General features: G+C 70.7%; 24 protein-coding genes and 1 pseudogene. 13 read left to right on the plus strand and 12 right to left on the minus strand.

All coding sequences use genetic code 11. The features are described 5' to 3' along the window. Positions 1 to 192, plus strand: a 192-nt coding sequence (locus CHC09_RS38705) for a hypothetical protein (RefSeq protein ID WP_143232816.1), incomplete at its 5' end; no start/stop codon positions are given. A 49-nt stretch (positions 193 to 241) separates the two neighbouring features. Here CHC09_RS38705 and CHC09_RS38710 read toward each other — a convergent pair. Further along, positions 242 to 979: an SDR family oxidoreductase gene (locus tag CHC09_RS38710; RefSeq protein WP_089298260.1), complete on the minus strand. Its 738-nt coding sequence runs from the start codon at positions 977 to 979 to the stop codon at positions 242 to 244. Positions 980 to 1,195: 216 nt separating this feature from the next. Between CHC09_RS38710 and CHC09_RS38715 the strand changes: the two genes are divergently transcribed. The 3 genes from CHC09_RS38715 to CHC09_RS38725 all read left to right on the plus strand — a co-directional run bounded on the left by CHC09_RS38715 (position 1,196) and on the right by CHC09_RS38725 (position 4,723). Beyond that, positions 1,196 to 3,010, plus strand: a complete 1,815-nt coding sequence (locus CHC09_RS38715; RefSeq protein WP_239138815.1) for a hybrid sensor histidine kinase/response regulator — start codon at positions 1,196 to 1,198, stop codon at positions 3,008 to 3,010. A gap of 125 nt (positions 3,011 to 3,135) precedes the next feature. After that, positions 3,136 to 3,729, plus strand: coding sequence for a DivIVA domain-containing protein (locus CHC09_RS38720; protein WP_089298262.1), 594 nt, complete (start codon positions 3,136 to 3,138; stop codon positions 3,727 to 3,729). 58 nt (positions 3,730 to 3,787) lie between these two features. Next, a complete protein-coding gene (locus CHC09_RS38725; protein WP_089298263.1) occupies positions 3,788 to 4,723 on the plus strand; it encodes a TPM domain-containing protein in 936 nt (311 codons plus the stop codon). A gap of 36 nt (positions 4,724 to 4,759) precedes the next feature. Here the strand turns inward: CHC09_RS38725 and CHC09_RS38730 are convergent, their stop codons facing one another. Further along, positions 4,760 to 5,212, minus strand: coding sequence for a MarR family winged helix-turn-helix transcriptional regulator (locus tag CHC09_RS38730; RefSeq protein ID WP_179277458.1), 453 nt, complete (start codon positions 5,210 to 5,212; stop codon positions 4,760 to 4,762). A gap of 126 nt (positions 5,213 to 5,338) precedes the next feature. On the opposite strand from CHC09_RS38730, the gene CHC09_RS38735 reads away from it, so the two are divergent. Next, the gene (locus CHC09_RS38735) at positions 5,339 to 6,007 is read left to right on the plus strand and encodes an anthrone oxygenase family protein (protein ID WP_239138816.1); all 669 of its coding nucleotides are present in this window, start codon (positions 5,339 to 5,341) and stop codon (positions 6,005 to 6,007) included. A 288-nt stretch (positions 6,008 to 6,295) separates the two neighbouring features. Here the strand turns inward: CHC09_RS38735 and CHC09_RS38740 are convergent, their stop codons facing one another. From CHC09_RS38740 to CHC09_RS38750, 3 genes are all read right to left on the minus strand, one after another. Further along, positions 6,296 to 7,096 (minus strand): hypothetical protein, encoded by an 801-nt coding sequence (locus CHC09_RS38740; RefSeq protein WP_143232817.1) that lies wholly within the window; start codon positions 7,094 to 7,096, stop codon positions 6,296 to 6,298. A gap of 445 nt (positions 7,097 to 7,541) precedes the next feature. Further along, positions 7,542 to 8,135, minus strand: a complete 594-nt coding sequence (locus CHC09_RS38745; protein WP_089298267.1) for a hypothetical protein — start codon at positions 8,133 to 8,135, stop codon at positions 7,542 to 7,544. Then, on the minus strand, positions 8,132 to 9,454 hold the full coding sequence (locus CHC09_RS38750) for an oxygenase MpaB family protein (RefSeq protein ID WP_089298268.1): 1,323 nt from the start codon (positions 9,452 to 9,454) through the stop codon (positions 8,132 to 8,134). Before CHC09_RS38750 ends, CHC09_RS38745 begins: the two co-directional genes overlap by 4 nt. A 285-nt stretch (positions 9,455 to 9,739) precedes the next feature. Here CHC09_RS38750 and CHC09_RS38755 point away from each other — a divergent pair. Further along, a pseudogene (locus tag CHC09_RS38755) lies at positions 9,740 to 10,735 on the plus strand (RNA polymerase sigma factor); the annotation flags it as partial. Positions 10,736 to 10,743: 8 nt separating this feature from the next. On the opposite strand, the gene CHC09_RS38760 reads toward CHC09_RS38755, so the two are convergent. After that, positions 10,744 to 11,229: a pyridoxamine 5'-phosphate oxidase family protein gene (locus CHC09_RS38760; protein WP_089298270.1), complete on the minus strand. Its 486-nt coding sequence runs from the start codon at positions 11,227 to 11,229 to the stop codon at positions 10,744 to 10,746. A 203-nt stretch (positions 11,230 to 11,432) separates the two neighbouring features. On the opposite strand from CHC09_RS38760, the gene CHC09_RS38765 reads away from it, so the two are divergent. From CHC09_RS38765 to CHC09_RS38780, 4 genes are read left to right on the plus strand one after another with little or no spacing between them, the layout of a single operon-like run. Next, the gene (locus CHC09_RS38765; protein WP_089298271.1) at positions 11,433 to 11,957 is read left to right on the plus strand and encodes a copper chaperone PCu(A)C; all 525 of its coding nucleotides are present in this window, start codon (positions 11,433 to 11,435) and stop codon (positions 11,955 to 11,957) included. Next, positions 11,954 to 13,120: a Dyp-type peroxidase gene (locus CHC09_RS38770; RefSeq protein WP_089298272.1), complete on the plus strand. Its 1,167-nt coding sequence runs from the start codon at positions 11,954 to 11,956 to the stop codon at positions 13,118 to 13,120. Before CHC09_RS38765 ends, CHC09_RS38770 begins: the two co-directional genes overlap by 4 nt. Positions 13,121 to 13,151: 31 nt before the next feature. Next, complete coding sequence (locus tag CHC09_RS38775; RefSeq protein WP_089298273.1) at positions 13,152 to 13,688, plus strand: copper resistance CopC family protein; 537 nt, start codon at positions 13,152 to 13,154, stop codon at positions 13,686 to 13,688. A 50-nt stretch (positions 13,689 to 13,738) separates the two neighbouring features. Next, entirely contained in the window at positions 13,739 to 15,196 is a 1,458-nt protein-coding gene (locus CHC09_RS38780; protein ID WP_089298274.1) for a PepSY-associated TM helix domain-containing protein, read from the plus strand. Positions 15,197 to 15,367: 171 nt separating this feature from the next. Here the strand turns inward: CHC09_RS38780 and CHC09_RS38785 are convergent, their stop codons facing one another. Together CHC09_RS38785 and CHC09_RS38790 are read right to left on the minus strand one after the other, a co-directional pair. Continuing rightward, on the minus strand, positions 15,368 to 16,168 hold the full coding sequence (locus CHC09_RS38785) for a (2Fe-2S)-binding protein (protein WP_089298275.1): 801 nt from the start codon (positions 16,166 to 16,168) through the stop codon (positions 15,368 to 15,370). Positions 16,169 to 16,492: 324 nt separating this feature from the next. Then, the gene (locus tag CHC09_RS38790) at positions 16,493 to 16,948 is read right to left on the minus strand and encodes a GNAT family N-acetyltransferase (protein ID WP_089298349.1); all 456 of its coding nucleotides are present in this window, start codon (positions 16,946 to 16,948) and stop codon (positions 16,493 to 16,495) included. Between the two features lie 165 nt (positions 16,949 to 17,113). Here CHC09_RS38790 and CHC09_RS46850 point away from each other — a divergent pair, with 165 nt between their 5' ends. Next, a complete protein-coding gene (locus CHC09_RS46850; protein WP_179277459.1) occupies positions 17,114 to 17,326 on the plus strand; it encodes a hypothetical protein in 213 nt (70 codons plus the stop codon). A gap of 354 nt (positions 17,327 to 17,680) precedes the next feature. On the opposite strand, the gene CHC09_RS38795 is transcribed toward CHC09_RS46850, so the two are convergent. Continuing rightward, positions 17,681 to 18,352, minus strand: coding sequence for an alpha/beta hydrolase (locus CHC09_RS38795; protein WP_089298276.1), 672 nt, complete (start codon positions 18,350 to 18,352; stop codon positions 17,681 to 17,683). A gap of 214 nt (positions 18,353 to 18,566) precedes the next feature. On the opposite strand from CHC09_RS38795, the gene CHC09_RS38800 reads away from it, so the two are divergent. Then, positions 18,567 to 19,250 carry a TraB/GumN family protein gene (locus CHC09_RS38800; RefSeq protein ID WP_089298277.1) on the plus strand — a complete coding sequence of 228 codons (684 nt, stop codon included), beginning with the start codon at positions 18,567 to 18,569 and terminating at the stop codon, positions 19,248 to 19,250. A 65-nt stretch (positions 19,251 to 19,315) separates the two neighbouring features. On the opposite strand, the gene CHC09_RS38805 is transcribed toward CHC09_RS38800, so the two are convergent. Beyond that, positions 19,316 to 19,654, minus strand: coding sequence for an antibiotic biosynthesis monooxygenase family protein (locus tag CHC09_RS38805; RefSeq protein ID WP_089298278.1), 339 nt, complete (start codon positions 19,652 to 19,654; stop codon positions 19,316 to 19,318). 12 nt (positions 19,655 to 19,666) lie between these two features. Beyond that, positions 19,667 to 20,590, minus strand: a complete 924-nt coding sequence (locus CHC09_RS38810) for a LysR family transcriptional regulator (protein ID WP_089298279.1) — start codon at positions 20,588 to 20,590, stop codon at positions 19,667 to 19,669. Positions 20,591 to 20,663: 73 nt separating this feature from the next. Between CHC09_RS38810 and CHC09_RS38815 the strand changes: the two genes are divergently transcribed. Then, positions 20,664 to 21,611, plus strand: coding sequence for a DMT family transporter (locus tag CHC09_RS38815; protein ID WP_089298280.1), 948 nt, complete (start codon positions 20,664 to 20,666; stop codon positions 21,609 to 21,611). Here CHC09_RS38815 and CHC09_RS38820 read toward each other — a convergent pair. Continuing rightward, the gene (locus tag CHC09_RS38820; protein WP_089298281.1) at positions 21,606 to 22,121 is read right to left on the minus strand and encodes a hypothetical protein; all 516 of its coding nucleotides are present in this window, start codon (positions 22,119 to 22,121) and stop codon (positions 21,606 to 21,608) included. The two genes, CHC09_RS38815 and CHC09_RS38820, sit on opposite strands and share 6 nt — an antisense overlap. Between the last annotated feature and the right edge of the window lie 47 nt (positions 22,122 to 22,168).

Below are 22,168 nucleotides of genomic sequence, written 5' to 3' on the forward strand. Positions count from 1 at the left end.
GGGGCCCGGCCGCTGCGCCGCACGATCCAGCGGGAGCTGGAGGACACCCTGTCCGAGCAGATCCTCTTCAACGAGCTGCGCCCCGGCCAGATCGTGGTGGTGGACTGCGAGGGCGACCCGGCCAACGTCGAGAAGTCCAAGCTGGTCTTCCGCAGCGCGGAGAAGAGCGCCCCGGTGCCGGCCGGCGAGTAGGAACCGCGGAGCCCGTACGACCCCGGGTCGTACGGGCTCCCCGGTGGCGTCAGCGGGCGGCGAGCCATTCCCGGTACGACGTCTTCGCGATGACCGCGCCCTCCCTGGCGATGATCACGTCGCCGGGGACGGCGGCGAACATGCCCGCGGCCGGGTCGGTGACGACGGCACGCTCGTCGCCCTCGGCCTCCAGGGTGATGCGGCCCAGTTCGTCGAGGGTGAAGACCTCCGGCCCGGCGATGTCCCGGACGCCGTTGAGCGGGGCGCCGGTGCTGACCTCGGCGACCGCCCGCGCGACGTCGGCGGCGGCCATCGGCTGGATCGGGGTGGCCGGCAGCCGGACCGTGCCGGCGTCGCCCGTCCAGGCGAGCACCGCGTCGACGAACTCGAAGAACTGGGTGGCGCGGACGATCGACCACGGGATCGGACCGCTCTTCAGGATCTCCTCCTGCAGCACCTTGGCCCGGTAGTAGACCAGGTCGGGGACCAGGTCGGCACCGACGATCGACAGCACGACCGCGTGGCCGACCCCGGCGTCCTTCGCGGCGTCGAGCAGGTTGTTCATGGTGGTACGGAAGAAGGCGGGGGACGCCTCGTCGAAGGTCGGCGAGTTGGTCAGGTTGACCACGACGTCCGTCCCGGCCAGCGCCGCCGCCAGCCCCTCGCCGCTGAGCAGGTCCAGGCCGGTCGAGGGGGAGTGCGGGACGGCCTCGTGCCCGCCCGCGTTCAGTAGCGCGACGACCTGCGAGCCGATCAGCCCGGTGCCCCCGATGACGGCGATCTTCATGGCCTTGCCTCTCGTTGTGGTCTGCCGGCCGGCAGCCGTGACCAGGCCGCCCTGGGATCTGTGAACCTTCGCTAAGAAGCGTCCCACCTGCGCTTTCGTTGCTCCTGGAAAAATCTTCCTAGGGCGCGACTACGCTTTCGGGAGATGGTTCCGAGACATGCGATACCGATTTCGGGCGTACGTATACGTCCGAGATCGCGTGTCGTCCTGGTTTCGATGATCACGGTGACCGTTCTCGGGGTGTTCGTCGCGTTGCAACCGGCCCGGATGCTGTTGTTCGGGATACTGGCGATCGGACCCCCGCTTGCGGTGACCTCGGCCGCTCCCTTGGGCGTGCTTCTGGTCGGCGGATACGCACTTGCCGCCGCTTTCGCCATCTCGACCTGGCAGGGCCTGTACGGCACCGCCGACCAGGTGCTGCGGCTAATGGTCGTGGTCGCCATCACCGTGATCAGCTGTGGTCTGGCCCGTTATCACCAGCGGCTGCTGCAGGTGTCGATCGAGGCGACGTGGGAGCGGGAGATGCTGGCCGCCGTCGCCGAGCAGTCCTCTGACGCGATCATCACGAGCACCCTGGACGGCGTCGTTCTAGCCTGGAACAGCGCTGCGCAACGGATGTACGGCTGGTCCGCGAGTGAGGTGATCGGCCACCGGCTGACGGACATCCTGCCGCCCGGGCGGGAGGCCGCCGTCGATGAGGCGCTGGCACAGCTCGCCGCCGGCGGGGAAGTGCACCTCGAGGAGACTGCCAGACTGCACAAGGACGGCACGCCGATCCTGGTGTCGGTCACGGTCTGGCCGATCCGCGACCAGAACGGCGTTGTGGTCGCCGGGGCCGCCACCGAACGTGACATCACCGAGAAGAAGCGCCGGGAGGCCGAGGAGAGGGCGGTCCGGGAACGTTCCTCGCGCGCCGCCAAGCTGGAGAGTCTCGGCCAACTCGCCGGGGGTATCGCGCACGACTTCAACAACCTGCTCGCGATCATCCTCAACTACGCTGATTTCCTCGCCGACCAGGTCACCGGCGAGGGGGCCGACGACCTGGTGCGCATCCGGAAAGCGGCCGAGCGGGCCAAGTCGCTGACCGCGCAACTGCTGGTGTTCGCCAAGCGGGAGCCCACCCAGGTGGAGATCATCGACCTGAACCAGGTGGTCACCGAGGCCACTGAGCTGCTCAGTCGCACCATCGGGAAGAACGTCGAGCTGGTCTGTCGGCCGGCGACCGGGGAGACGCTGGTCCGCGCCAACCGGGGGCGTCTCGATCAGATCCTGCTCAACCTGGTGATCAACGCGCGGGACGCGATGCCGGACGGCGGCGTGGTGGTGGTCGGGACCGACAGCGTGGAGCTCGGCGACAGCCTGACGGACCCGCTGCCGCGCGGCCGCTACGCCCGGCTCACGGTCAGCGACACCGGCTGCGGAATGACCCCCGAGGTGCGCGAACGGCTCTTCGAGCCGTTCTTCACCACCAAGCCCAGCGATCGGGGCACCGGACTGGGGCTGGCCACCGTCTACGGCATCGTCGGCGACGCGGGCGGGACGATCGGCGTCGACTCGACGCCGGGGGTCGGCACGACGTTCCGCATCCTGCTGCCCTTGGCCGTGGCGTCGGACGGGACGCCAAAAGACGAGGCCGCGCGTGAGCCGGCTCAGGGCCACGGCGAGTTGATCATGGTGGTCGAGGACGATGAGCACGTGCAGGATGTGGTGCTCCGGATCCTGCGGAAGAACGGCTACCGGGCGGCTGCCCTCGGCGAGGAATCGCTGGCCGGCATGGACCTGAACGAGGTCGCGCTGGTGGTCACCGACACCCTGATGCGCGGCTGCTCCGGCCCGGCCCTCGCCGAGCGCCTGCGGCTGCGGCGCCCCGACCTGCGGGTGCTGTACATGTCCGGCTACGGCGGCGCCGAGGTGCGCCGCATGCACGGCATCGACCAGGAGACCCCGATCCTGCAGAAGCCGTTCACGTCCGTCGAACTGCTCACGGTGGTCGGTGAAGTGCTGGCGGCGGCTCACGCCAATGGGGCTTGACGGACACCCGGTGTTGACATTGGCTCCCGGGGCCGGGTGTACTGCCTGACGACGTTGACCTGGTCGATCCGATCAGCGGCGTTCCACCCATCTTGTGGGAACGTGCACAGGAAGGCAGGTGTGCCGTGCCACTCACCCCGGCCGAGGTCCACAGCGCCGCGTTCCGGCGGCCCCGCCCCGGCGGGCTCGGCTACCACGAGGACGACGTCGACGCGTTCCTGGACGATGTGGCCGACGAGATGCTCCGCCTGGCGGCGGAGAATCGCACGCTGAGTGACCGGCTCACCCATGAGGACCTAGCCGAACGGATCCGCCGGCTGGAGGTGGAATGCCTGCGTTCCCAGGAGCACGCCCTCGCCCTGCAGGCCGAGTTGGAGCAGCTCCGCGCTGCGCAGGCCCCGGTCAGATTGGACGATCCGCGCATGCTGGAGGTGGCGCGGCGCAACGCGGACGAGTATGTCGCCGAGGCCCGCCGCGAGGCCGAGGCCCTGGTGGAGCACGCCACCACCAAGGCCGGTCAGCTCGTGAGCGAGGCCCAGCTGCGGGCCTCGACGATCGTCGCCGACGCGCGGCACGCGCACGCCGAGGCGGTTTCCGGCATCGAGGCGCAGCGGGCCGCCGCTCTGGATGAGATCGGTGAGCTGACGGAGCTGGTCGAGCGCCGGCGGACGGAGATCGCCGAGGCGATCTCCGGGCGCCTACGGGATCTCACCGGCTGACCGGCGCGCGGCCGTTTCTCGGATATCAACGCTTGATCAGGTCCGACATAGTGGCGGTATGACTGCGTACCCGCGCCTCGCCGCCGCGATCGCCGCCTCGGCCCTCGTCGTCGCCGTGTCGTCCCCCGCCCTGGCTGCGCCGGCCTACCCGGCCCCGCACGGCCGCTGCGTGGACCAGGTGGGCGTGCTCGGCGCCGAGCTGTGCGACCGGGTGACCGGCGTGCTGCGCGCCGACGAGCGGGTCACCACCGACGAGATCGCGGTCGCCGTCGTGCCGACCACCGGCGACGCGACCATCGAGGAGTGGAGCACCGGGCTGTTCAACCGGTGGCGGGTGGGCAAGGCCGGCAAGAACAACGGCGTGCTGCTGGTGGTCGCGGTCGACGATCACAAGGTACGTCTGGAGACCGGAACCGGGATGGCGCGGCGTCTCGACGACACGGCCGCCGCCGGCATCGTCGACGACGTGATCACCCCGGAGCTCGCCGACGAGCGGTATGCCGACGGCATCCTGCGTGGGCTCGACGAGGTCCGCCGCCACATCGGTCACAAGATCGCGACCGGTGCCGAGCTGGCCGGCCTCGCGCCCGCCGAGGCCGGCGGCACCGACCTCGCCGGGACCGAGGACATTTCGCTGTACGACGATGAGGTCTCCGGCGGCAGTGGCGCACCCTCCTGGCTGCCGGTGGCCGGGCTCGCCCTCGTCGGCCTGATCGGCATCGGTCTGCTGAGCGCCCGGTCCCGGCGGGCCCCCGCGCCGGCCGGCGCCAAGGGCCCCCGGGTGCGTGGCTGGGCCGATCACCCCCACCACCCCGCCGACCGCTCCCACGCCGCGGACGGCGCTGCCGCGTCGGCCGGCTTTCTCGCCGCCAGCACGTACGACTCGTTCTCCTCCAGCGGCTCTTCGTCCAGCGATTCCTCGTCCAGCTCCAGCAGCTCTTCCGACTTCGGCGGTGGCTTCTCCGACGGCGGCGGCGGCTCCGGCAGCTGGTGAACCGGCCCGGACCCTGGGCCGGACGAAGCGTCTCGATCAGTCGCCGGACGGGCGACCGGCGAGATCCTTGCCGACGAACCGTTCGAGAAGATCTCGCAGTACGTTCTGCTCGGCGTCGCTCATCCAGCCGAACAGCTCCGCGGAGACCTGACGGGCGATGCCGGTAGCGGCGACGAGTCGTCGGTGACCGGCCTCGGTGAGCACGACGACCCGTGCCCTGCGGTCGTGCGGCACCGGTTCGCGGGTGACCAGGCCGAGCCGTTCGAGATCGTCGACGGCGCGCAGCATCACCGATTTGTCGCTGTGCAGTTCGACGATCAGGCGCGCCTGTGTCGCGGGGCCGATGCGGGCGAGCGTGCTCAGCACGCCGAACAGGCGGCCGTCGAGATCCAGATCCCGGAGCGCGTGGGCGAACGTGTTGGTGGCCCGTTTGTGGGCCAGGGCCAGCAGGCGGCCGATGTCGGTGCCGACGGTGTCTGGATCACGCACGACGCCGAGTCTACTCAAACGAGATAGTCTCGCGAGAGAATTTCTCGACGGAGAAGATTGCGCTACGGTGTGCCTGACGGGACGACTGACGTGGTTCGGCTGTCCGGCAGAGGGGGAGGGGCGACGATGGAAGGGTTGAGCCGATGGGTGCTGTCACGCCGCCGGAGGCGGCAGAGCGCGATGGCTGGTGCGGAGTCCACGAACCTTCGCCGGGCCGGTGAGGCGGTGCTCGGTGTCGGTTCCTACCTGGTCAACGCCGGTGGTCACCGCGCCGGTCGCCTCGCGCGAGGGGTCGCCCTGTTGTCCACCGGGTTGCTCGCCGGCGCCTTCGCCTACGCGGTGGTCTCGGTCGTGCCGACCTTCAAGGCGGTTCCGCTCGACGTCCACCTGCAATTCCGTACCGCTCTCATGCACATGAACGGCATCTTCATGCAGGCGCTGATGGCGGTCAGCCTGCTCAGCTCGTTCTGGCTCGCGATCACCCTGCGCGGCGCCGCCCGCGGGTACGCCGCCGGAGCCGGCTCGCTGGCGCTCACGTCGCTGCTGGTCACCCGATTCGGCAACGTGCCGATCAACGGCAGGATCAAGACGTGGTCGGCGAGTTCGCTGCCGCTTGACCACGCCGAACTTCTCCAGCGGTGGGAGATCTACCACTACCTCCGCACGGCCACGGCAATCGCCGCGTTCCTTCTGCTGATCGTCCTTATCGACAGGGCAGGGGCGGTCCGGCGCGTCGGAGTGTCGGAAAGCCATCGCGCGTCTGGTCCACAGGGTCCGGTCGTGACTACGGTGTGACCAGCCGTTCATGCTCGGACCGCCGGCCCGGGTCCGGTCGCCGGCGGCGCCCGGGTCGGCCCGCATGCCGCGGGCTCCCGGAGCGGCGCGCCGGCTCCTGACCTGTTCCGGTCCTCTGTTCGGCTTCGGTCTTTCTGGTCAGCTCCGGCCGGGGTGGGTCCGGCGGGCGCGTGACGGGAGTTGGGCGCCGGCCGGGGTGAGGTGGTTTGCTGGTCAGCCCCGGCTGGGGTGGGTCCGGCGGGCGCGTGGCGGCAGTTGGGTGCCGGCCGGGGTGAGGTGGTTTGCTGGTCAGCCCCGGCTGGGGTGGGTCCGGCGGGCGCGTGGCGGGAGTTGGATGCCGGCCAGGGTGCGGGTGGCCGCCGGTCCGCGTGGCCGCCGGGGACGAGGGAGCACCGGGACCGGAGAGTGCTCCAACCGCGGTTCGTCCGAAGGCTCCTGTGCGGGCTTTTCCGGAAGCTCTTCTGCGGGCGCTTCCAGGACTTCGCGTGAGAGCTTCTCGGGAAGTTCCTGTGCGGGCTCCTGCGAGAGTTCGTCCGAGGACTCTTCCGAAGGCTCGTCCGACGGTGTGGGCTGCGGGCGGACCTGGAGTTCGATGGTCTCCCGGGTCCGGACCTCGGCCTCCGCGAGCGGCGCGGCGAGCAGGAACGCGTCGGGCAGTGCCGGCGGTGCCTCCGCTCCGGCCGGCTCCGGGGTGGCGAGCAGCTTCGCCCCGCCGAGATTCGCGGCGGCGAACAGCGCGCTGACCGCGGCCAGCACCGGTGACTCGCTGATCGACGTGGCGACCAGGGTCACGGTCGCCGCCGCGGCGGCCAGCGCGGTCACGGCGCCGGCCTGACGGATCCGCTGGGTGTTCCGGGCGCCGATGAGGAACGCGGCGGCCGCGGCGGCCGAGCCGAGTACGGCGGAGACCACCCATACGGTGGCGAGGGGCCAGAGCGGACCGAGCGGATCGTCCCCGCTGGAGAGGAAGAAGAGCACGAACGGCGCTCCGACCAGCGCTGTCATCAGGAACACGACCGCGTCGACGGTGAGCACGATGGCCCCGCCGGTGATCGCGTCCATCCGGCGTGCCCAACTGATGTCAGCCATTCGCAAACCTCCCCGTGAGCTTTGATCAGGGACCGTACCTTATCGATCCGATAACGGGTCAATAAGGTCTGGGCCACGACTTTCGTGCGGCAGGGGGTGATCTTCACTCCCCGCAACGGATCGACTTCCTTGAGTGCGATCGGGGGTAGGTCAGGTCCCGGACAGGCGGCTGTCCCGAGACGGCAGGACGGCCTGTTGATCGCCGGATCCGACGCTCACGGCCAGCGGGAAGCCCACGACCAGGGGCCCCGGGCGATAACCCGCGACGCGGCTGGCCCCTGGCGTCCTGTCAGGGCGGCCGAGGTCGCTCCGGGATCCAGGGGTGGTAACGGGACGGCGGACAGCACTCCGGGGCCGGCCGTGGAGGGGTGATGTCACGGGGCGTGGCCGAGAGGCCTGGCCAGTGAGCTCCATCGGTCGTACCGAGAAATTTGGATTTTGAAGTTTATTGCTGGTTGCCGTATGCGTTCTGGGTGGCGCGGGTGCGGGTGTCCTGGATCGCGGCGGCGACCGTGGCGTACAGAGCCGCGCCCGAGCCGACCCCCGCGATAAGCCCGACCGTGCCGTCGGAGGCGCCGAGCGCGTGGGCGAGGAAGCCGGCCACCCCGAGCGCGGTCATCGCGGTGCCCAGCCAGTTGTAGAGCGGCATTCGCCAGGCCCTCGCCAGCGGGAAGAAGTGCACACCGACCACCACGGCAACCCAGGCGACGCCCACCTCCGGGGCGTCCAGCATCTGGTTGATCACGTAGAGCCCGCCGAACAGCGCGACGATCTCGCCGGCGACCGTGTAGAGGTACCGCCGGTCGGTGAACCCGGCGACGTCGCCCTGCCGGGGTGCCGGCGCTGAGGGGGCCACCCGGAAGAGCGTCACGAGCAGCGCGATCGCGACCACGGCCCCGGCGATCCGGATTACTGTCGGCCAGGGGCTCGGCAGGCCCCCGCTGTTGGCCATCACGAACCCCGTGCCGAAGCCGAGTGCGACCAGCGAGCCGACCACCAGCCCGCTGAGCCGCCGTCCATCGTTGTCTGTCCCTGTCATGCCGTCATCCTGCCGTCACGGTGCCCCGCGGTGCTGCCCGGTGTGCCGTCGCGTTGTCCGGGCGAAATGGCCGGTGCGCTGTCGCGTTGTCCGGGCGTGGTGGCCGGCGGGCTGTCGCGGTGTCCGGGCGTGGTGGCCGGCGGGCTGTCGTGGTGTCCGGGCTCGCTGTCCGGTAGCGGCGTGCCCCAGCGCGCGAACTGCGCCCGGGCCTGGCGCTCGCCGCGGGCCAGCAGCATCCCGCGGCCGCCGGGCAGGCGACCGAGACCCTGGCTGATCAGCAGGTTCGCGGTGATCCGGGCGAGGCCGTACCACGGTGGACGGCTACGCAGCCCCAGGTCCCGCATCGCCGCGCGGCCGAGCAGCCACGTGCTCACCGACAGGGCCCGCTCCCGTTCGTAGACCCGCCGCCAGCCGTGGGTCACCTCGTCGGTCATGGTGATCAGCGCCCGGGCCAGGGCGACACTGTTCCCGTCCGGCGGCGGGTCGTAGGAGAGGAAGTGGTAGAGCAGCCGGCGTCCGCGCCGCTCGGTGTGCGGCAGCCAGGCGTCGTCGACCCCGAGCAGCCAGCCGACGTAACACCACAGGTGCATCACGGCCCGCGCGTCGGCGCGGGACACCCGGACCCCGAGCAGGCGCAGGTGCAGCAGGAAGCTGGTCGAGAACACGCCCAGGGTGCTGGCCTGGTCGTACTGGTTGATCGGGAGTCCGCGGCCCGCGTGGTCCCAGCTCGGGTCGGCCTCCAGCCGGGCGTTGACCAGGGCGTGCATGACCCGTACGTGCAAGGTGGTCCGGAATCCCGCGCCGTCGGGCGCCAGCCCGCCCGGCGCCGTGACCGCCCGCCACCAGAGCGAGGTCTCCCGGATCCGTCGCAGCGTCTCGCCGCCGGTCAGGCGTCCGGTCCGGACCAGCGGCTCGAGGGCCGCGCCGGTCCGGTAGCCGCCGAGCAGCGACCCGTAGGCGAGGACCAGCCCGGCGTCCATCCCGAAGGCCCGGCAGGCCTCGGCTCCCCGCTCGAGAAGATCGTCGTCAACCCATGCGGGCCGGTCCAGGACCGCGGAGAAGAACGTTCGAAATGGCTCCGGTACGTCGTCGTACGGTCCCGCCGCGACCGTACGGTGCAGATCGCGGACGGTCAGCCCCGGCGTCTCGCGCACGGCCCGGATCAGTGCCGCGGCCGGTTCGTCCCGCCGGTTCAGGCCCGTCTCCAGCGCGGAGATCTCCGCGGCGGTCGGCCGGGCTCCCGCCCCGGCCAGCAGTCGCAACGGCCGGGACGCGCGCTCGCTCCAGTCCCGGTCCGCGCCGAATCTCGTCGGAACCATGCCCCGACGATAGGGCGCGTCCGCGCTCGCCCACTACCCGTGTCTTCCGCCCGATCGGCGCCGCGCGGCGCGGCTCGGACAGCGGGTCGCCGCGTCAATCCGCTCGGATAATCATCCGCCTGCCGACGCCGTACTTTTCGTAGTTGAGCAGCTACAATGGGCGGACTTCGGTTTCCTCGCCGAAGACCAGATGGCCGCTCCGCGGTGCACATTTCCGCCTGCGAAGCCACGAGACCATCCAGGAGCTGATCAATGACAGCCACGGCGAGCGAGATCCGCACCGGCGACGACGAATTCTCCTGGGATGAGCCGGATTCCGCGGCCGTCCTGCGAGCGCGGGCCGAGGCCAAGGCTGTCACCTCCGCCGACCCGGTCCGCGCCTATCTGCGGGAGATCGGCCGGGTCCCGCTGCTCACCGCCGAGCAGGAGGTCGCGATCGCCAAACGCATCGAGGCCGGGCTTTATGCGACCGAGCTGCTGCGCGCCCACGACCAGGGTGAACGCGTGCTCCCCGCGGACCTGGTGCGGGATCTGCACCTGGTCTCGCGGGACGGGGACCGGGCGAAGGACCACCTGCTGGAGGCGAACCTGCGGCTCGTGGTGAGCATCGCGAAACGGCACGCCGGGCGCAGCATGCCATTCCTCGATCTCATCCAGGAAGGTAATGTCGGTCTGATCCGCGCGGTCGAGAAATTCGACTATGCCAAGGGTTTCAAGTTCTCCACGTACGCGACGTGGTGGATTCGTCAGGCCATTTCCCGGGCGACGGCCGATCAGGCGCGAACCATCCGCATCCCGGTTCACATGATCGAATTGATCAACAAGCTGGTCCGGGTCCGGCGCGATTGTCTGCACGAATTGGGCCGGGAGGCGACGGTCGCCGAGTTGGCCGGCGAAATGGATCTCACCCCGGAGAAGGTGCTGGAGATCCAGCAGCACGCCCGGGAACCGATCTCGCTGGACCAGTCGATCGGCGGTGAGAGCGACACCGCGCAGATCGGCGACTTCATCGAGGACGAGGACGCGGTCGTCGCGCTCGAGGCGATCAGCCACACCCTGCTGCGCGATGAGGTCGACGCGATCCTGGCCACGCTCACCGACCGCGAGGCCGGGGTGGTGCGCCTGCGGTTCGGGCTGGTCGACGGCACCCCGCGGACCCTCGACGAGATCGGCCAGGTCTACGGGGTGACCCGGGAGCGGATCCGGCAGATCGAGGCGAAGACGATGTCGAAGCTGCGGCATCCGGCGCGGTGCCGGCTGCTGCGCGACTTCCTGGTCTGATCGGCCGGTCAGGCGTTCGCGGGTCCGTCCAGGGCGGTTCCGTACAGGCGGGCGACCCGGAGCCTGATCACCACGCGCCGGTCCTTCGTCATCTGCTCGAGGAACGCCGCCTCGTCCGCCGCCTCGTCGAGGCCGCCGATCATGGCGAGAAGCTCCCGTCCGGTGGGGTCGCCGGGTTCCGCGCTCGGCTCCGACACCTGTGCCTCGCCCTCCGCGACGGCGTAGGCGAAGACGGTGTCGCCCTGCACGTGCAGGGTGGCCCGCGGGTCACGGCGCAGGTGGGTGACCTTGACGCGTCCCTCCGCTGAGGAGAACCGGATGACCCGCTCTTCGGCGTCCCAGACGAAGACCATCGAAGCCAGGTGTGGATGGCCGTCGCGTTTGACGGTCGCCAGGACCCCGAACTGCTGTTTGCCGAGGATCTGGACCAGTTCCTGATCGGTGAGAGGGCGGGCGCTGGGTCCTTGGCCCGGGCCGTGGTCGCTGTCGCTCATCTGGAGGGGTCCTTTCGGGGCTGGGCGTGCTCGTCGACCTACACAAGAGACAGTAGCAGATGATCCGCTTCAGGATCATCCGACGTGGACCTTGTCCATGATGGACGGGCGCGGCGTGCTTTCAGCGTGGGTCTTGAATCTCCGGGAACTGATCGGCGCCGGGCGGCGACTATCGATATGACTATCCCGACAAGAAAGATCAAATGATGAGATTTCGTACGATCGTCGTCGTGGCTGCCGCACTCGTCGCCGGCGGTCTCGCCGCCTGTGGAGACTCCGCGACCGGTACCGCGACCGCCGTCCCCGCAGCCCCTCCCGCCGCCGCACTGACCGTCAAGGATCCCTGGGTGAAGGCCGTCGACTCCGGCATGACCGCGGCGTTCGGCACCCTGGTCAACAACACGGGCGGCGACGTGACCGTGGTCGGCGCCAGCTCGCCGGTGTCGCCGGTGGAACTGCACGAGATGGCGATGCAGGACGGCGCGATGGTGATGCGCCCGAGGGCGGGCGGTCTCGTGATCAAGGCCGGTGGCACGCACGTGCTCGCGCCCGGCGGTGACCACCTGATGCTGATGAAGCCGTCCGCGGCGATCAGGCCCGGCGACGAGCTGAAGTTCACTTTGACGCTGGGCGACGGTGGCACCGTGTCGTTCAGCGCGGTCGCCAAGCCGTTCGCCGGAGCGGGGGAGAGCTACGCCCCATCGGCGATGGCGAGCATGGCGCCGTGACGCTCAGCCGCCGTCACCTCCTCGCCGGCGGAACCCTCGGCGCCGGTGCCGGCGCGGTCGCGGGTGGACTGGGCGTCGCCTCCCTCCGGGCGGCACCCGCTCCGCCGGACACCGCTGCGGACTTCGGTACGGCCACCGTCGCCTACCACGGCCCCCGCCAGAGCGGCGTCACGACCGAGCCGCCGGCCCACGCCGCGTTCGTGGCGTTCACCCTGCCCGCCGGCACCGACCGGCGGGCACTGGGCCGGATGATGCGACTGCTCTCCGACGACGCCGCCCGGCTGACCCGGGGTGAGCCGGCGCTGGGCGACACCGACGCGGAGCTCGCCGTCCTCCCGGCCCGGCTGACGGTCACCTTCGGGTTCGGCCCCGGCCTCTACCGGGCCGCCGGCGTGAAGAGTCCGGTCACCGACCTGCCGGCGTTCCGCGTCGACCGGCTGGGGCCACAGTGGTCGGGCGGGGATCTGCTGCTGCAGATCTGCGCCGAGGACCCGCTCACCGTCACCCACGCCCAGCGCATGCTGATCAAGGACGCCCGGCCGTTCGCCGCGGTCCGCTGGGTGCAGCGTGGCTTCCGCCGCAGTCCCGGCGTGCAGCGGACCGGCTTCACCCAGCGCAACGTGCTCGGTCAGCTCGACGGCACCGCCAATCCGACCGGCGCGGTCCTGGACGCCGCGGTGTGGCGCCCGGACGGCAGCACCACGCTGGTGTTGCGGCGGATCCGCGCCGAGATCGAGAAGTGGGACCTGCTCAGCGTCGGCGACAAGGAGAACGCCGTCGGCCGCCGGATGATCTCCGGCGCACCCCTGAGCGGTACGAACGAGCACGACGAACCGGACTTCGCCGCGCTCGACGGCAGCGGGCTGCCGTCGATGCCCGAGCACGCGCACGTCACCCGGGCGCACGTCACCGAGCCGGCGCTGAAGATCCTGCGCCGGCCGTACAACTACGACGAGGCGCCGAACGCGGCCGGGCAGCCGGACAGCGGACTGATCTTCGCGGCGTACCAGGCCGACATCGTCCGGCAGTACCTGCCCATTCAGCAGCGTCTCGCGGAGAAGGACCTGCTCAACGAGTGGATCACGCCGATCGGGTCGGCGGTCTTCGCGATCCCGCCGGGCTGTGCCGCGAGCGGCTGGGTCGGCGAGGAGGTGCTGTCGTGAAGCGCCTCGCCGTGGTGACAGCGGTGCTGTCGTGAAGCGCCTGGCTGTCGTGGTGGCGCTGCTGTCCGCAGTGCTGTCCGTGGTGCTGCTGCCGGGGGTGCCCGCGTGGGCGCACAACCGGCTGCTCGCCGCCGAGCCGTCGGCCGACGCGGTGCTCACCGGCGCGCCGCGCGCGGTGTCGCTGCGCTTCGCCGAGCGGCTCAACCCGGACTTCACCACGATCGTGGTCTCCGACGGTGCCCGGCGGCGGGTGGCCACCGGGGAACCGGAGGTCGACGGCGCCACCGGGGTCGTCACGCTGCGGGAAGACCTGGCGAACGGCCCGTACACGGTGGCCTACCGGGTGGTCTCGTCGGACGGACATGCCGTGCAGGGGTCGTACACCTTCAATCTCGACGATCCGGGCAAACCCGCAGCCGCGTCGACCACCGTGAGCGTGGCGGCGGCCGCGTCCGGCGGGCCGTCCGCCGGTCCGCTGATCGGCCTCGGCGCCGCGGTCGTCGTGGCGGCCGGATTCCTGGTCCTGAGACGACGGCGGAAAACGCCGGGAACCAATCGGCTCCGGTAGTCGACCAACGCGTCGACCCCCGATCACCACCTCCACCGACCGGAGCGCCGATGACCACCGCTGCCCCGCCGACCGCCCCGCCGACCCCGCAGTCCCGCGCAGCGGCGTTCGGCTTCGGCCCGCTGCTGCTTCGCCTGCACTTCTACGCCGGTGTGCTCGTCGCCCCGTTCCTGCTGGTAGCGGCGATCACCGGGATGCTGTACGCCTTCACCCCGCAGCTGGAGAAGATCGTCTACAGCACCGAGCTCACCGTCAACGGCACCGGCGGCGCGGCCCTGCCCCTGGCCGAACAGGTCGCCTCGGCCCGCGCCGCCCACCCGGCCGGCGCCCTGCTCGCGGTGCGCCCCGGCGCCTCCTCGGCCCGCTCCGGTGCCGACGCCGACACCACCCAGGTCGACTTCAGCGACCCGTCCCTGGACGCGGACCACCAGCACACGGTGTACGTCGACCCGTTCACCGGAAAGGTCACCGGTCAGCTCACCACCTGGTGGGCCGCCACACCGCTCAACGCCTGGCTCGACAACCTGCACGCCAACCTGCACCTGGGCGAGGTGGGCGCGCTCTACTCCGAACTCGCCGCCAGCTGGCTGTGGGTGCTCGCGCTCGGCGGTGTGATCCTCTGGTGGCGGCGGCAGCGCGGCAAGCGCACCGCCCGCCGCCTGCTCACCCCGGACCTGACCGCGAAGAAGGGCGTCCGCCGCACCCTGGGCTGGCACGCCGCCACCGGCATCTGGATCGCCGTCGGCCTCCTCTTCCTCTCCGCGACCGGCCTGACCTGGTCCACCTATGCGGGCGGCAACTTCGGCGCGCTCATCGACTCGCTCGACGCCAGCCGGCCGGCGGTCTCCACCAGCCTGACCGGCGCGGCGGCCCCCGCCGGCGGCGGGCATCACGACAGCGCGGCCCCGGGCGGCCCCGGCGGCGGCGTCGACCCGGCCGCCCTCACCACCGTCTACCACGCGGCCCGCGACGCCGGGCTGGACGGTCCGGTGTCGATCAGCGTCCCGGCCGACGCCGCGACCGCGTGGACGGTCACCCAGACTCGTGCTCTCTGGCCGGTCGGCCGGGACAGCGTGGCGGTGGACGCGAGCGGCACGATCATCGAGCGGATCGACTTCGCGGACTGGCCGCTGCTGGCCAAACTCACGCAGTGGGGGATCTACGCTCACATGGGCAACCTGTTCGGCCTGCCCAACCAGCTCCTGCTGGCGGCTCTCGCATTCGGACTGATCTGCGTGATCGTCTGGGGTTACCGGATGTGGTGGCAGCGCCGCCCCACCCGTGCCGACCGGCGCGCCGCCGTCGGGGCCCCGCCGGCGCGGCACGCGTGGCAGCAGCTGCCGCCCTGGGGGATCGCGGTCGGGGTGCCGGTGGTGTTCGCGGTCGGCTGGTTCCTTCCGCTCTTCGGGGTGCCACTGTTGGCGTTCCTGGCCATCGACACGGTGATCGGCGTCGTGGGTGGCCGGAAGCGTCCGGTCCCGGTGTCACCGGCCCCCGCCGGCAGCTGATCGTCCCGTCCAAGTGACCACCGCGGTTCTGATGCCTGGCTGGTTTCCAGCTCGGTTCGGTGGCTGGTGCGGATGGTGGTTCTCATGCGTGTGTGGGCCCCGGCTCGGTTCGGTGGCTGGCGCTGGTGGTGACTACGGGAGATTCGGTACCGCTGTGAACGCCAGCCGAATTCAGCCGGCAGGCGGTATTGCTGGTAGTCGGTTGAGGACTGCCCGCCACTGGCGCTGTCGGTCGGCGGGCGGTGTCAGCACACAATCTCCGCAGGTCCCGCCCCCGGGAATGCGGTAATACAGGCAGCAGTTGCGGCGCACCAGGAACCATCGTTCCCGCGCCGGATCCGGCCGGACCAGCTCCGCCGAGGACCGCAGCGGCGCCGTGGCCAGCGTCCCCTCGACGATCTCCGCGGCCCGGCCCGCGCACTCCGGCAGGGCGTCGGCGATCATCCCGGCCGCTCCGCCCAGCGCGGACGCCACGTTGCCCCACAACACCTGCGGCGACAGTGCGAACCGGATGCGGAATGTCTCGAGCAGCGGCTCGACCAGGGCGATCGTCGCGGTCTCGGTGAGCCGCGCGGCGACGGCTCCGGCCGGTTCCTCCGCACACGGCATTGCGGTCAGCTCACGGTAAGCGATCGGAATCGGACCGCCTGGGACCGGCCGCCACCACAGCCGGTCCAGGTCCGGCAGCGGGAGGGCACCACCGGCCGCCGCCGCGCCGAGCAGCGGCGACAACAGCCGCGAGGCGATCCCGAGAAAGGTGATCGACGCGGTTTCCCGTTCCCCGATCGCGGCACGATCAAGACCAGCCATCCGTACGAGGGTGTCCCGAGCGATCTCCACCCGCCTCGTCACCACCCGCTCATCCAGCAGCTCCGTCAGCGGCAGCCACGCCGGATCCCCGTCCCACGGCTCCCAGGCGAAGTAGGGCCCGAGCCGCCCAGCGACCTGCAAAGCTTCCGCGGCGCTCACCATGCGCTCCACCTTAAGAGCCGGACCGCGGCTGGCGCCGGGACGGTGCGCACACCAGCCGCTCGCGCTGTCAGGCGTCGGTCGGGCTGTTGGGTGTGGGTCGGGCTGTTGGGTGTGGGTCGGGCTGTTGGGTGTGGGTCGGGCTGTTGGGTGTGGGTCGGGCTGTTGGGTGTGGGTCGGGCTGTTGGGTGTGGGTCGGGCTGTTGGGTGTGGGTCCGGCTGTTGGGTGTCGGTCCGGCTGTTGGGTGTCGGTCGGGCGGTTGGGTGTCGGTCCGGCCGTTGCATCGGTCGGGTGATCGGGTGTTCGGTCGGGCTGTTAGGCGTCGGTCAGGTCACAGGGCCGCGGGCAGGTTGCCGCACCATGTATACGTCCACCGGATCCTGGGTCTCGACCGTGAACGCGTGCCGCTGGTAGAGCCGTTGAGCGGGACTGCCTCGCAGCACGTTGAGCCGGACCAGCGTGCCGTCACGATCGCATCGCTCCAGCAGGTCGCGCAGCACTGCTGTCCCGATGCCGCTGCCCTGCAGGTGTGGCATGAGATAGAAGTGCTCCAGCCAGTACGCGTCCGCGGCCGGTCGCAGTGCCATGCATCCGGCGAACACGCCGTCCACCTCGATCACCCAGGTGTGCGCCGGCGCGAACCCGTCTCGTAGTCGTTGCCGGACCCGCTGCTCGTCATACCGGCCGAGCCGCTCCAGATCCGCCCGCAGCACCACGGCTCGCAACTCGGCCGCAGCCTCGACGTCCGCCGCCGAAGCCGGTCGAATCCTCCAGCCCACCATGATCACCAACCTACCGCTGGCTGGGTGCGCTGCCGGCCGCCGTTCCGGGGCCGGGTTGCTACCGCCGCTTTCGGTCAGCTGACCTTCGCTGGCTTTGCAGTTGCATCGCCAGCGGCGACGCCACCAATCAGCTCCACCGCCGAACGCGGGCCGGATCAAGTTGTGGTGTCGCGGCGGTGTGAGTGCCACCGGAACCAGCCGTTGTGGCTGGGCTGGACCAAGTGGTGGTGGCTGGGCTGGAACGAGTGGTGGTGGCTGGGCTGGAACGAGTGGTGGTGGCTGGGCTGGAACGAGTGGTGGTTGCGGGAGTGCAGAGCACCGCGGGGTCCGGCCGTTGTTCTTGGGCTGGGTCGGGTGGTGGTGTCGTGGCTGGGGTGAGCGCCGTGGGGTCCAGCCGTTGTTCTTGGGCTGGGTCGGGTGGTGGTGTCGTGGCTGGGGTGAGCATCGTGGGGTCCAGCCGTCGTGCTTGGGCTGGGTCGCGTGGTGGTGTCGCGGTGGTTGAGGAGCATGGGCGCCAGCTCGAGGGTTGGCATTCCGCATGGATTCTCGCGCGTGATTTCGCCGAGCCGGTTCTGGGGGCGTGATTTCCCTGAGCCGGTTCTGGGGGCGTGATTTCCCTGAGCCGGTTCTGGGGGCGTGATTTCCCTGAGCCGGTTCTGGGGCGTGATTTCGCTGAACCGGTTCTTGGTTTGGGCAGCACCGAGAACCGAGTGGACTTCAGTGGCCAGGGCTTCATCGGTGGAGCAGGCTGGGTTCGGCGGCGTAGGCGTCGAGGCGGTTTGCGAGATCGTGTGGGCGGCTCAGTGCGGGCGTGTGCCCACCGTCCATCTCGTCCGGAGTGATGCCGAGCCGATCGCGGGCTACGCGCCGAAGATAGCCGGTGGGAAGTAGCCGGTCGTCGCGGCAGCTCAGGACCCGTGTGGGCACGTCGGGCCAGGCCAGCATCGGTGATGGTTCGGCCATCCGGGTCGTGGACTGACCGGGCGCCCGGCGCAGGGCCTCGGCGGCCAGTTCGGGCGGGACGTCCTGGTAGAACAGGTCGATCGTGTCGTCGTACTGGTCGCGGGCCTCGTCGCCGTATCGGGTCGCGGTCCAGTAATCGGTGGGTGCCTCGCCCGGGGCGGGGATCATGGGGGCGACCAGCACCAGCAGGTCCACCGCAACCCGGTCGCAGACGAGCGGCGCGGTGAAGCCTCCGAGCGACTGCCCGACGACGACGAGATCGGTCCGGTCGCCGATCGCGTCGACCACGGTGTCCACATATTCGGGAAGGCCGGCCGCGTCGTCGGAGCAGGGGAGATCCGGCGCGACGGTGTCATGACCCCGAGCCCGCAGCTCAGCAGTCACGAGATGCCAATACCAGCCGACGTCACCGGCGCCGTGGATCAGGACGAACGTAGCCATGCCCAGCCCCTTCCTCCGAGATCGTGCTCGAACGTCGACAGGCTACGGGCCGCCCCTGACACTTTCGGCCGCTCAGGCCCGTGAGGCCGGTCGGGCCCGTGAGGCCGGTCAGGCCCGTGAGGCCGGTCAGGGCTGTGAGGCCGGTCAGGACTGCGAGGACGGCCGTGATGGCGAGTCGCTCCTACCCTGAGGTCACTCTCACGGGGGAGGCGTCATGCAGCTGACCGAGGTGAGCATGTTCGGTGTCCGCTCGTCCGTCATCACGTTCGCGCACCGGGCAGCACCCCTGCGGTTCGTGCTCATCCCGACGATCCACATCGGCCGCTCCGACTACTACCGGCAGATCACCCGCCGCCTGACCGGCTGCCACCTGGTCGTCGCCGAGACCTACGACGGTCCCAGTTCGACCGGGCTCGCCTATCTCACGGCGATGCGGCTGACCCTGCAACGGCAGGCCGGTGAACTCGTACATCAGGACATCGACTACCGCTCGCTGGGCGTCCCGACGGTCTGGCCGGATGGCGACCCGCAGCCGCGACGGCGTGACAGGCTGCCGGTCACCGGCTGGCTGGACCTCCTCTTCCTGGTGCCGTACCTGACCGTGACCATGGCGGTCGGCGGCCGGAACTGGCTGCTGCGCCGCAACCTCGAGATCAGCGACGACAGCGAGCCCCGGTTCACGCGGATCGCCTGGATCAACCGGGTCTTCCTCGACGACCGCGACAAGCTGCTGGTCGCCGAGCTGAAGCGGATCCACGCGGAGCGCCGTGACGAGCCGGTCGAGGTGGCGGTGGTCTACGGCGCCGCGCACATGCCGGCCGTCGTCCGGGCGCTCGCCGGCGGTCTCGGATACCGGCCGTTGCGCGGCGGCGACTGGCTGACCGCGATCGACTTCTAGACGAGCTGACCGCGATCGACTTCAAGGGCGCGCTGACCGCGATCGACTTCAGGGCGACAGGCCGGTCAGAACTGTGACGACTCCATGCTGTAATCGCGCTCGACGGTGGCCACGCGGACCCGATAGTCCTGGTACCACGTCTCGCGGCCGCGGCGCTGGGCCACGAGATGAGCCGCGACCTGCTTCCAGCCGCGGGCCGCCTCCTGATCCGTCCAGTAGGACACGGCGATCCCGATGTCCTCCCGCGCCGCCTCGAACCCGAGATATCCCGGCTGCTCACGAGCGAGCTCCTCGATCGCCTCCGCCATCCTCGCGTACCCGTTGTCACCGTCCGTGCGGGTGGACGTGAAGATCACCGCGACGTACGGCGGTGGCGGGGTTTCGGCGAAAGGCTGCTTCGACATGCGCCCAAGATTTCACACGTCCCGGCTCAGGGCACGCGCCTGTTCCCGCACTGTGGAAAGGAACGCGGTCAGGGCGGGCGCCTGTTGCCCGTCCCGGGTGAGCACGGCCAGTCGCCGTCCCACGCTCGCCTCGGCCACGTCCCGGATCGCCAGCGCCGGATCGCCGGCCGGCAGGGTCAGCCCCGGCAGCAACGCGATCGCCCCGGTCGACCGGACCAGCTCCAGTTGCACCTCCGCGTCGTACGCGAAATGCCGCAGGTCGGGTTCGTACCCGCCGAGTGAGCGGCACGTCCCGACCAGCATCAGGTGCTGCCCGGTGCCCGCGCTGGAGGCGATCCAGACGTCGTCGCGCAACCCGGCGATCGGGACCGGCGCGCCGTCGCGGGCCAGCGGGTGTGACGCGGGCAGCACCAGTCGAAGCGGTTCCTCGTACACGATCTCGAAGCGCAGGCCCTCGGGCCTGGGTCTGGGGTGGCCGTCGTATTCGTCGCTGATCACCAGGTCGATCGCGCCGAGGCGCAGCTCGGGCAGGGCCTGCTCCAGTTCGAGCTCGTGCACCTCGATGCGGACCCGGGGATGCGCGGCCATCATCCGTGCCGCCGTCGGCACCAGGAGCCGCCGGGCCGCGGACTGCAGCCCGCTCACCCGTACCGTGCCGCGTACCTCGTCTCCCAGGGCGGCCAGGTCCGCGGTCGCCGCCTCGGCCGTCGCCAGCAGCACCCGTGCGTGCCGGGCCAGCAGCGCACCGGCGTCGGTCAGCCGCACGCCGCGGCCCGCCTTTTCGAACAGGCGCGCGCCGACCTCCTTCTCCAGCACGGCGAGCTGCTGCGACACCGCGGACGGGCTGTACCCGAGCGCGGCCGCGACCGCTCCCAGGGTGCCCCGCTCCTCGAACTCCCGGAGGAACCGGAGCCGTCGCAGATCGAACTCGACCATGCACAAATTCTAACGAATCAGGTCCAGCAATCATCACTGGACCTGATCGTTGCGTACCGTCAAGCTCTCAGCCATGGGTCCACTTCTCTGCCTGCTCTCCGCGGCGTGCTTCGGCGCGATGGCGATCTTCGGCAAGCTCGCGTTCCAGGCGGGCGTCTCACCCAGCATGCTGCTGCTGGTCCGGTTCGCCCTGGCCGCGGCGATCCTCGCCGCCGCGGCGGCGAGGACCCGGCGGTCGGTGTTCGTCGATCGGCGCGCGGTGGTCACCGCTCTCGGTCTCGGCGTTCTTGGGTACGCCCTGCAGGCCGGCCTCTACTTCACGGCGTTGCAGCGGATGAGCGCCTCGCTGCTGTCCCTGATCCTCTACACGTATCCGCTGCTGGTGACCGTCGGTGCCATCCTGCTCGGCCGGGACCGGCTGACACCCCGCCGTTGCGTGGCCCTGGCGGCGGCCTCCGCGGGAACCCTGCTCGTGCTCGCCGGCACCGGCGGCATGTCCTTCGACGCGCTCGGCGCGCTGCTCGGCTTCGGCTGCGCGCTCACCTACACCGCGTACATCCTCGTCTCGGACACCGTGGTCCACCGCCTGCCGCCGACCCTGATGTCGGCCCTGGTGATGGCCGGCGCGGCCGTGGCCCTGGCGGTCTACACCCCGCTGACCGGCGGCCTCGATGTCGGCTTCCGGCCCGCAGGCTGGTTCTGGCTGGCCTGCATCGCGCTCGTCTCGACCGTGCTCGGGATGTTCACGTTCCTGGCCGGCCTGCGCCGCACCGGCCCGTCCACCGCCGCGATCCTGTCGACGTTCGAACCGGTCGTCACGACCGCCCTGGCCGCCGTGATCCTGAGCGAGTCCCTGACCCCCCTCCAGTACGCGGGTGGCCTGCTTGTTCTCTCCTCGGTCATCGTCCTGCAACTGCGCCGCGCGCCGGCCGCCGGTCCGCGTCCGGAAGAGCCGCTCGGCACGACGGGCGTGAACCGCGAGGCCGGTCGCGACGCCGCACCGGTGGGCCCGCCCTCATGAACAGGCTTTGTCGCGCCACGTCTGCTCGGTGACGACCTGCTTCTTCCGGAAGCTGGTCAGCACGTCGCCCGGGGCCAGCGCGTTGAGCTGGGCGAGGGTGAAGGACAGGGAGCCGACGTTGGCCAGGCCGCCCGAGAGGTAGTACTCGGTGCCGTCCCGCAGTTCTCGCAGGGTGTCCTTCTGCGTGAACCAGCCCGGCGGCACCTCGAGCAGGGTGACCTGGGCGGGAGCGTCAACGGCGCTGGTCTTGATGGTGGTCGACGGAATCGGGCGCAGCGGCGAGTCGACCTGCCATTCCGGACTCGCCGTGCCGCTCGCGCCGGTCCCGCCGCGCTCCCAGATCGAGATGTAGTCGATCCTGGTCAGGGCGCACTCGGCGATCAGCAGGGTGGGCTTGCCGTCCGTCATTCTGAGGGCGAAGTAGGGATCGGGTTCGGGGGAGCAGCCGGTCAGGCCGAGCACGGCGACGGCTGCGATCAGCAGTGCGACGGTCCGCTGTCCTATGTGCACCTTCGCGACGCTAGAGGCCGCAGGGGCGAGGCACGGTGAAGGTTGCC

The sequence above is a fragment of the Actinoplanes regularis genome, assembly GCF_900188005.1.
Lineage (GTDB): Bacteria > Actinomycetota > Actinomycetes > Mycobacteriales > Micromonosporaceae > Actinoplanes > Actinoplanes regularis.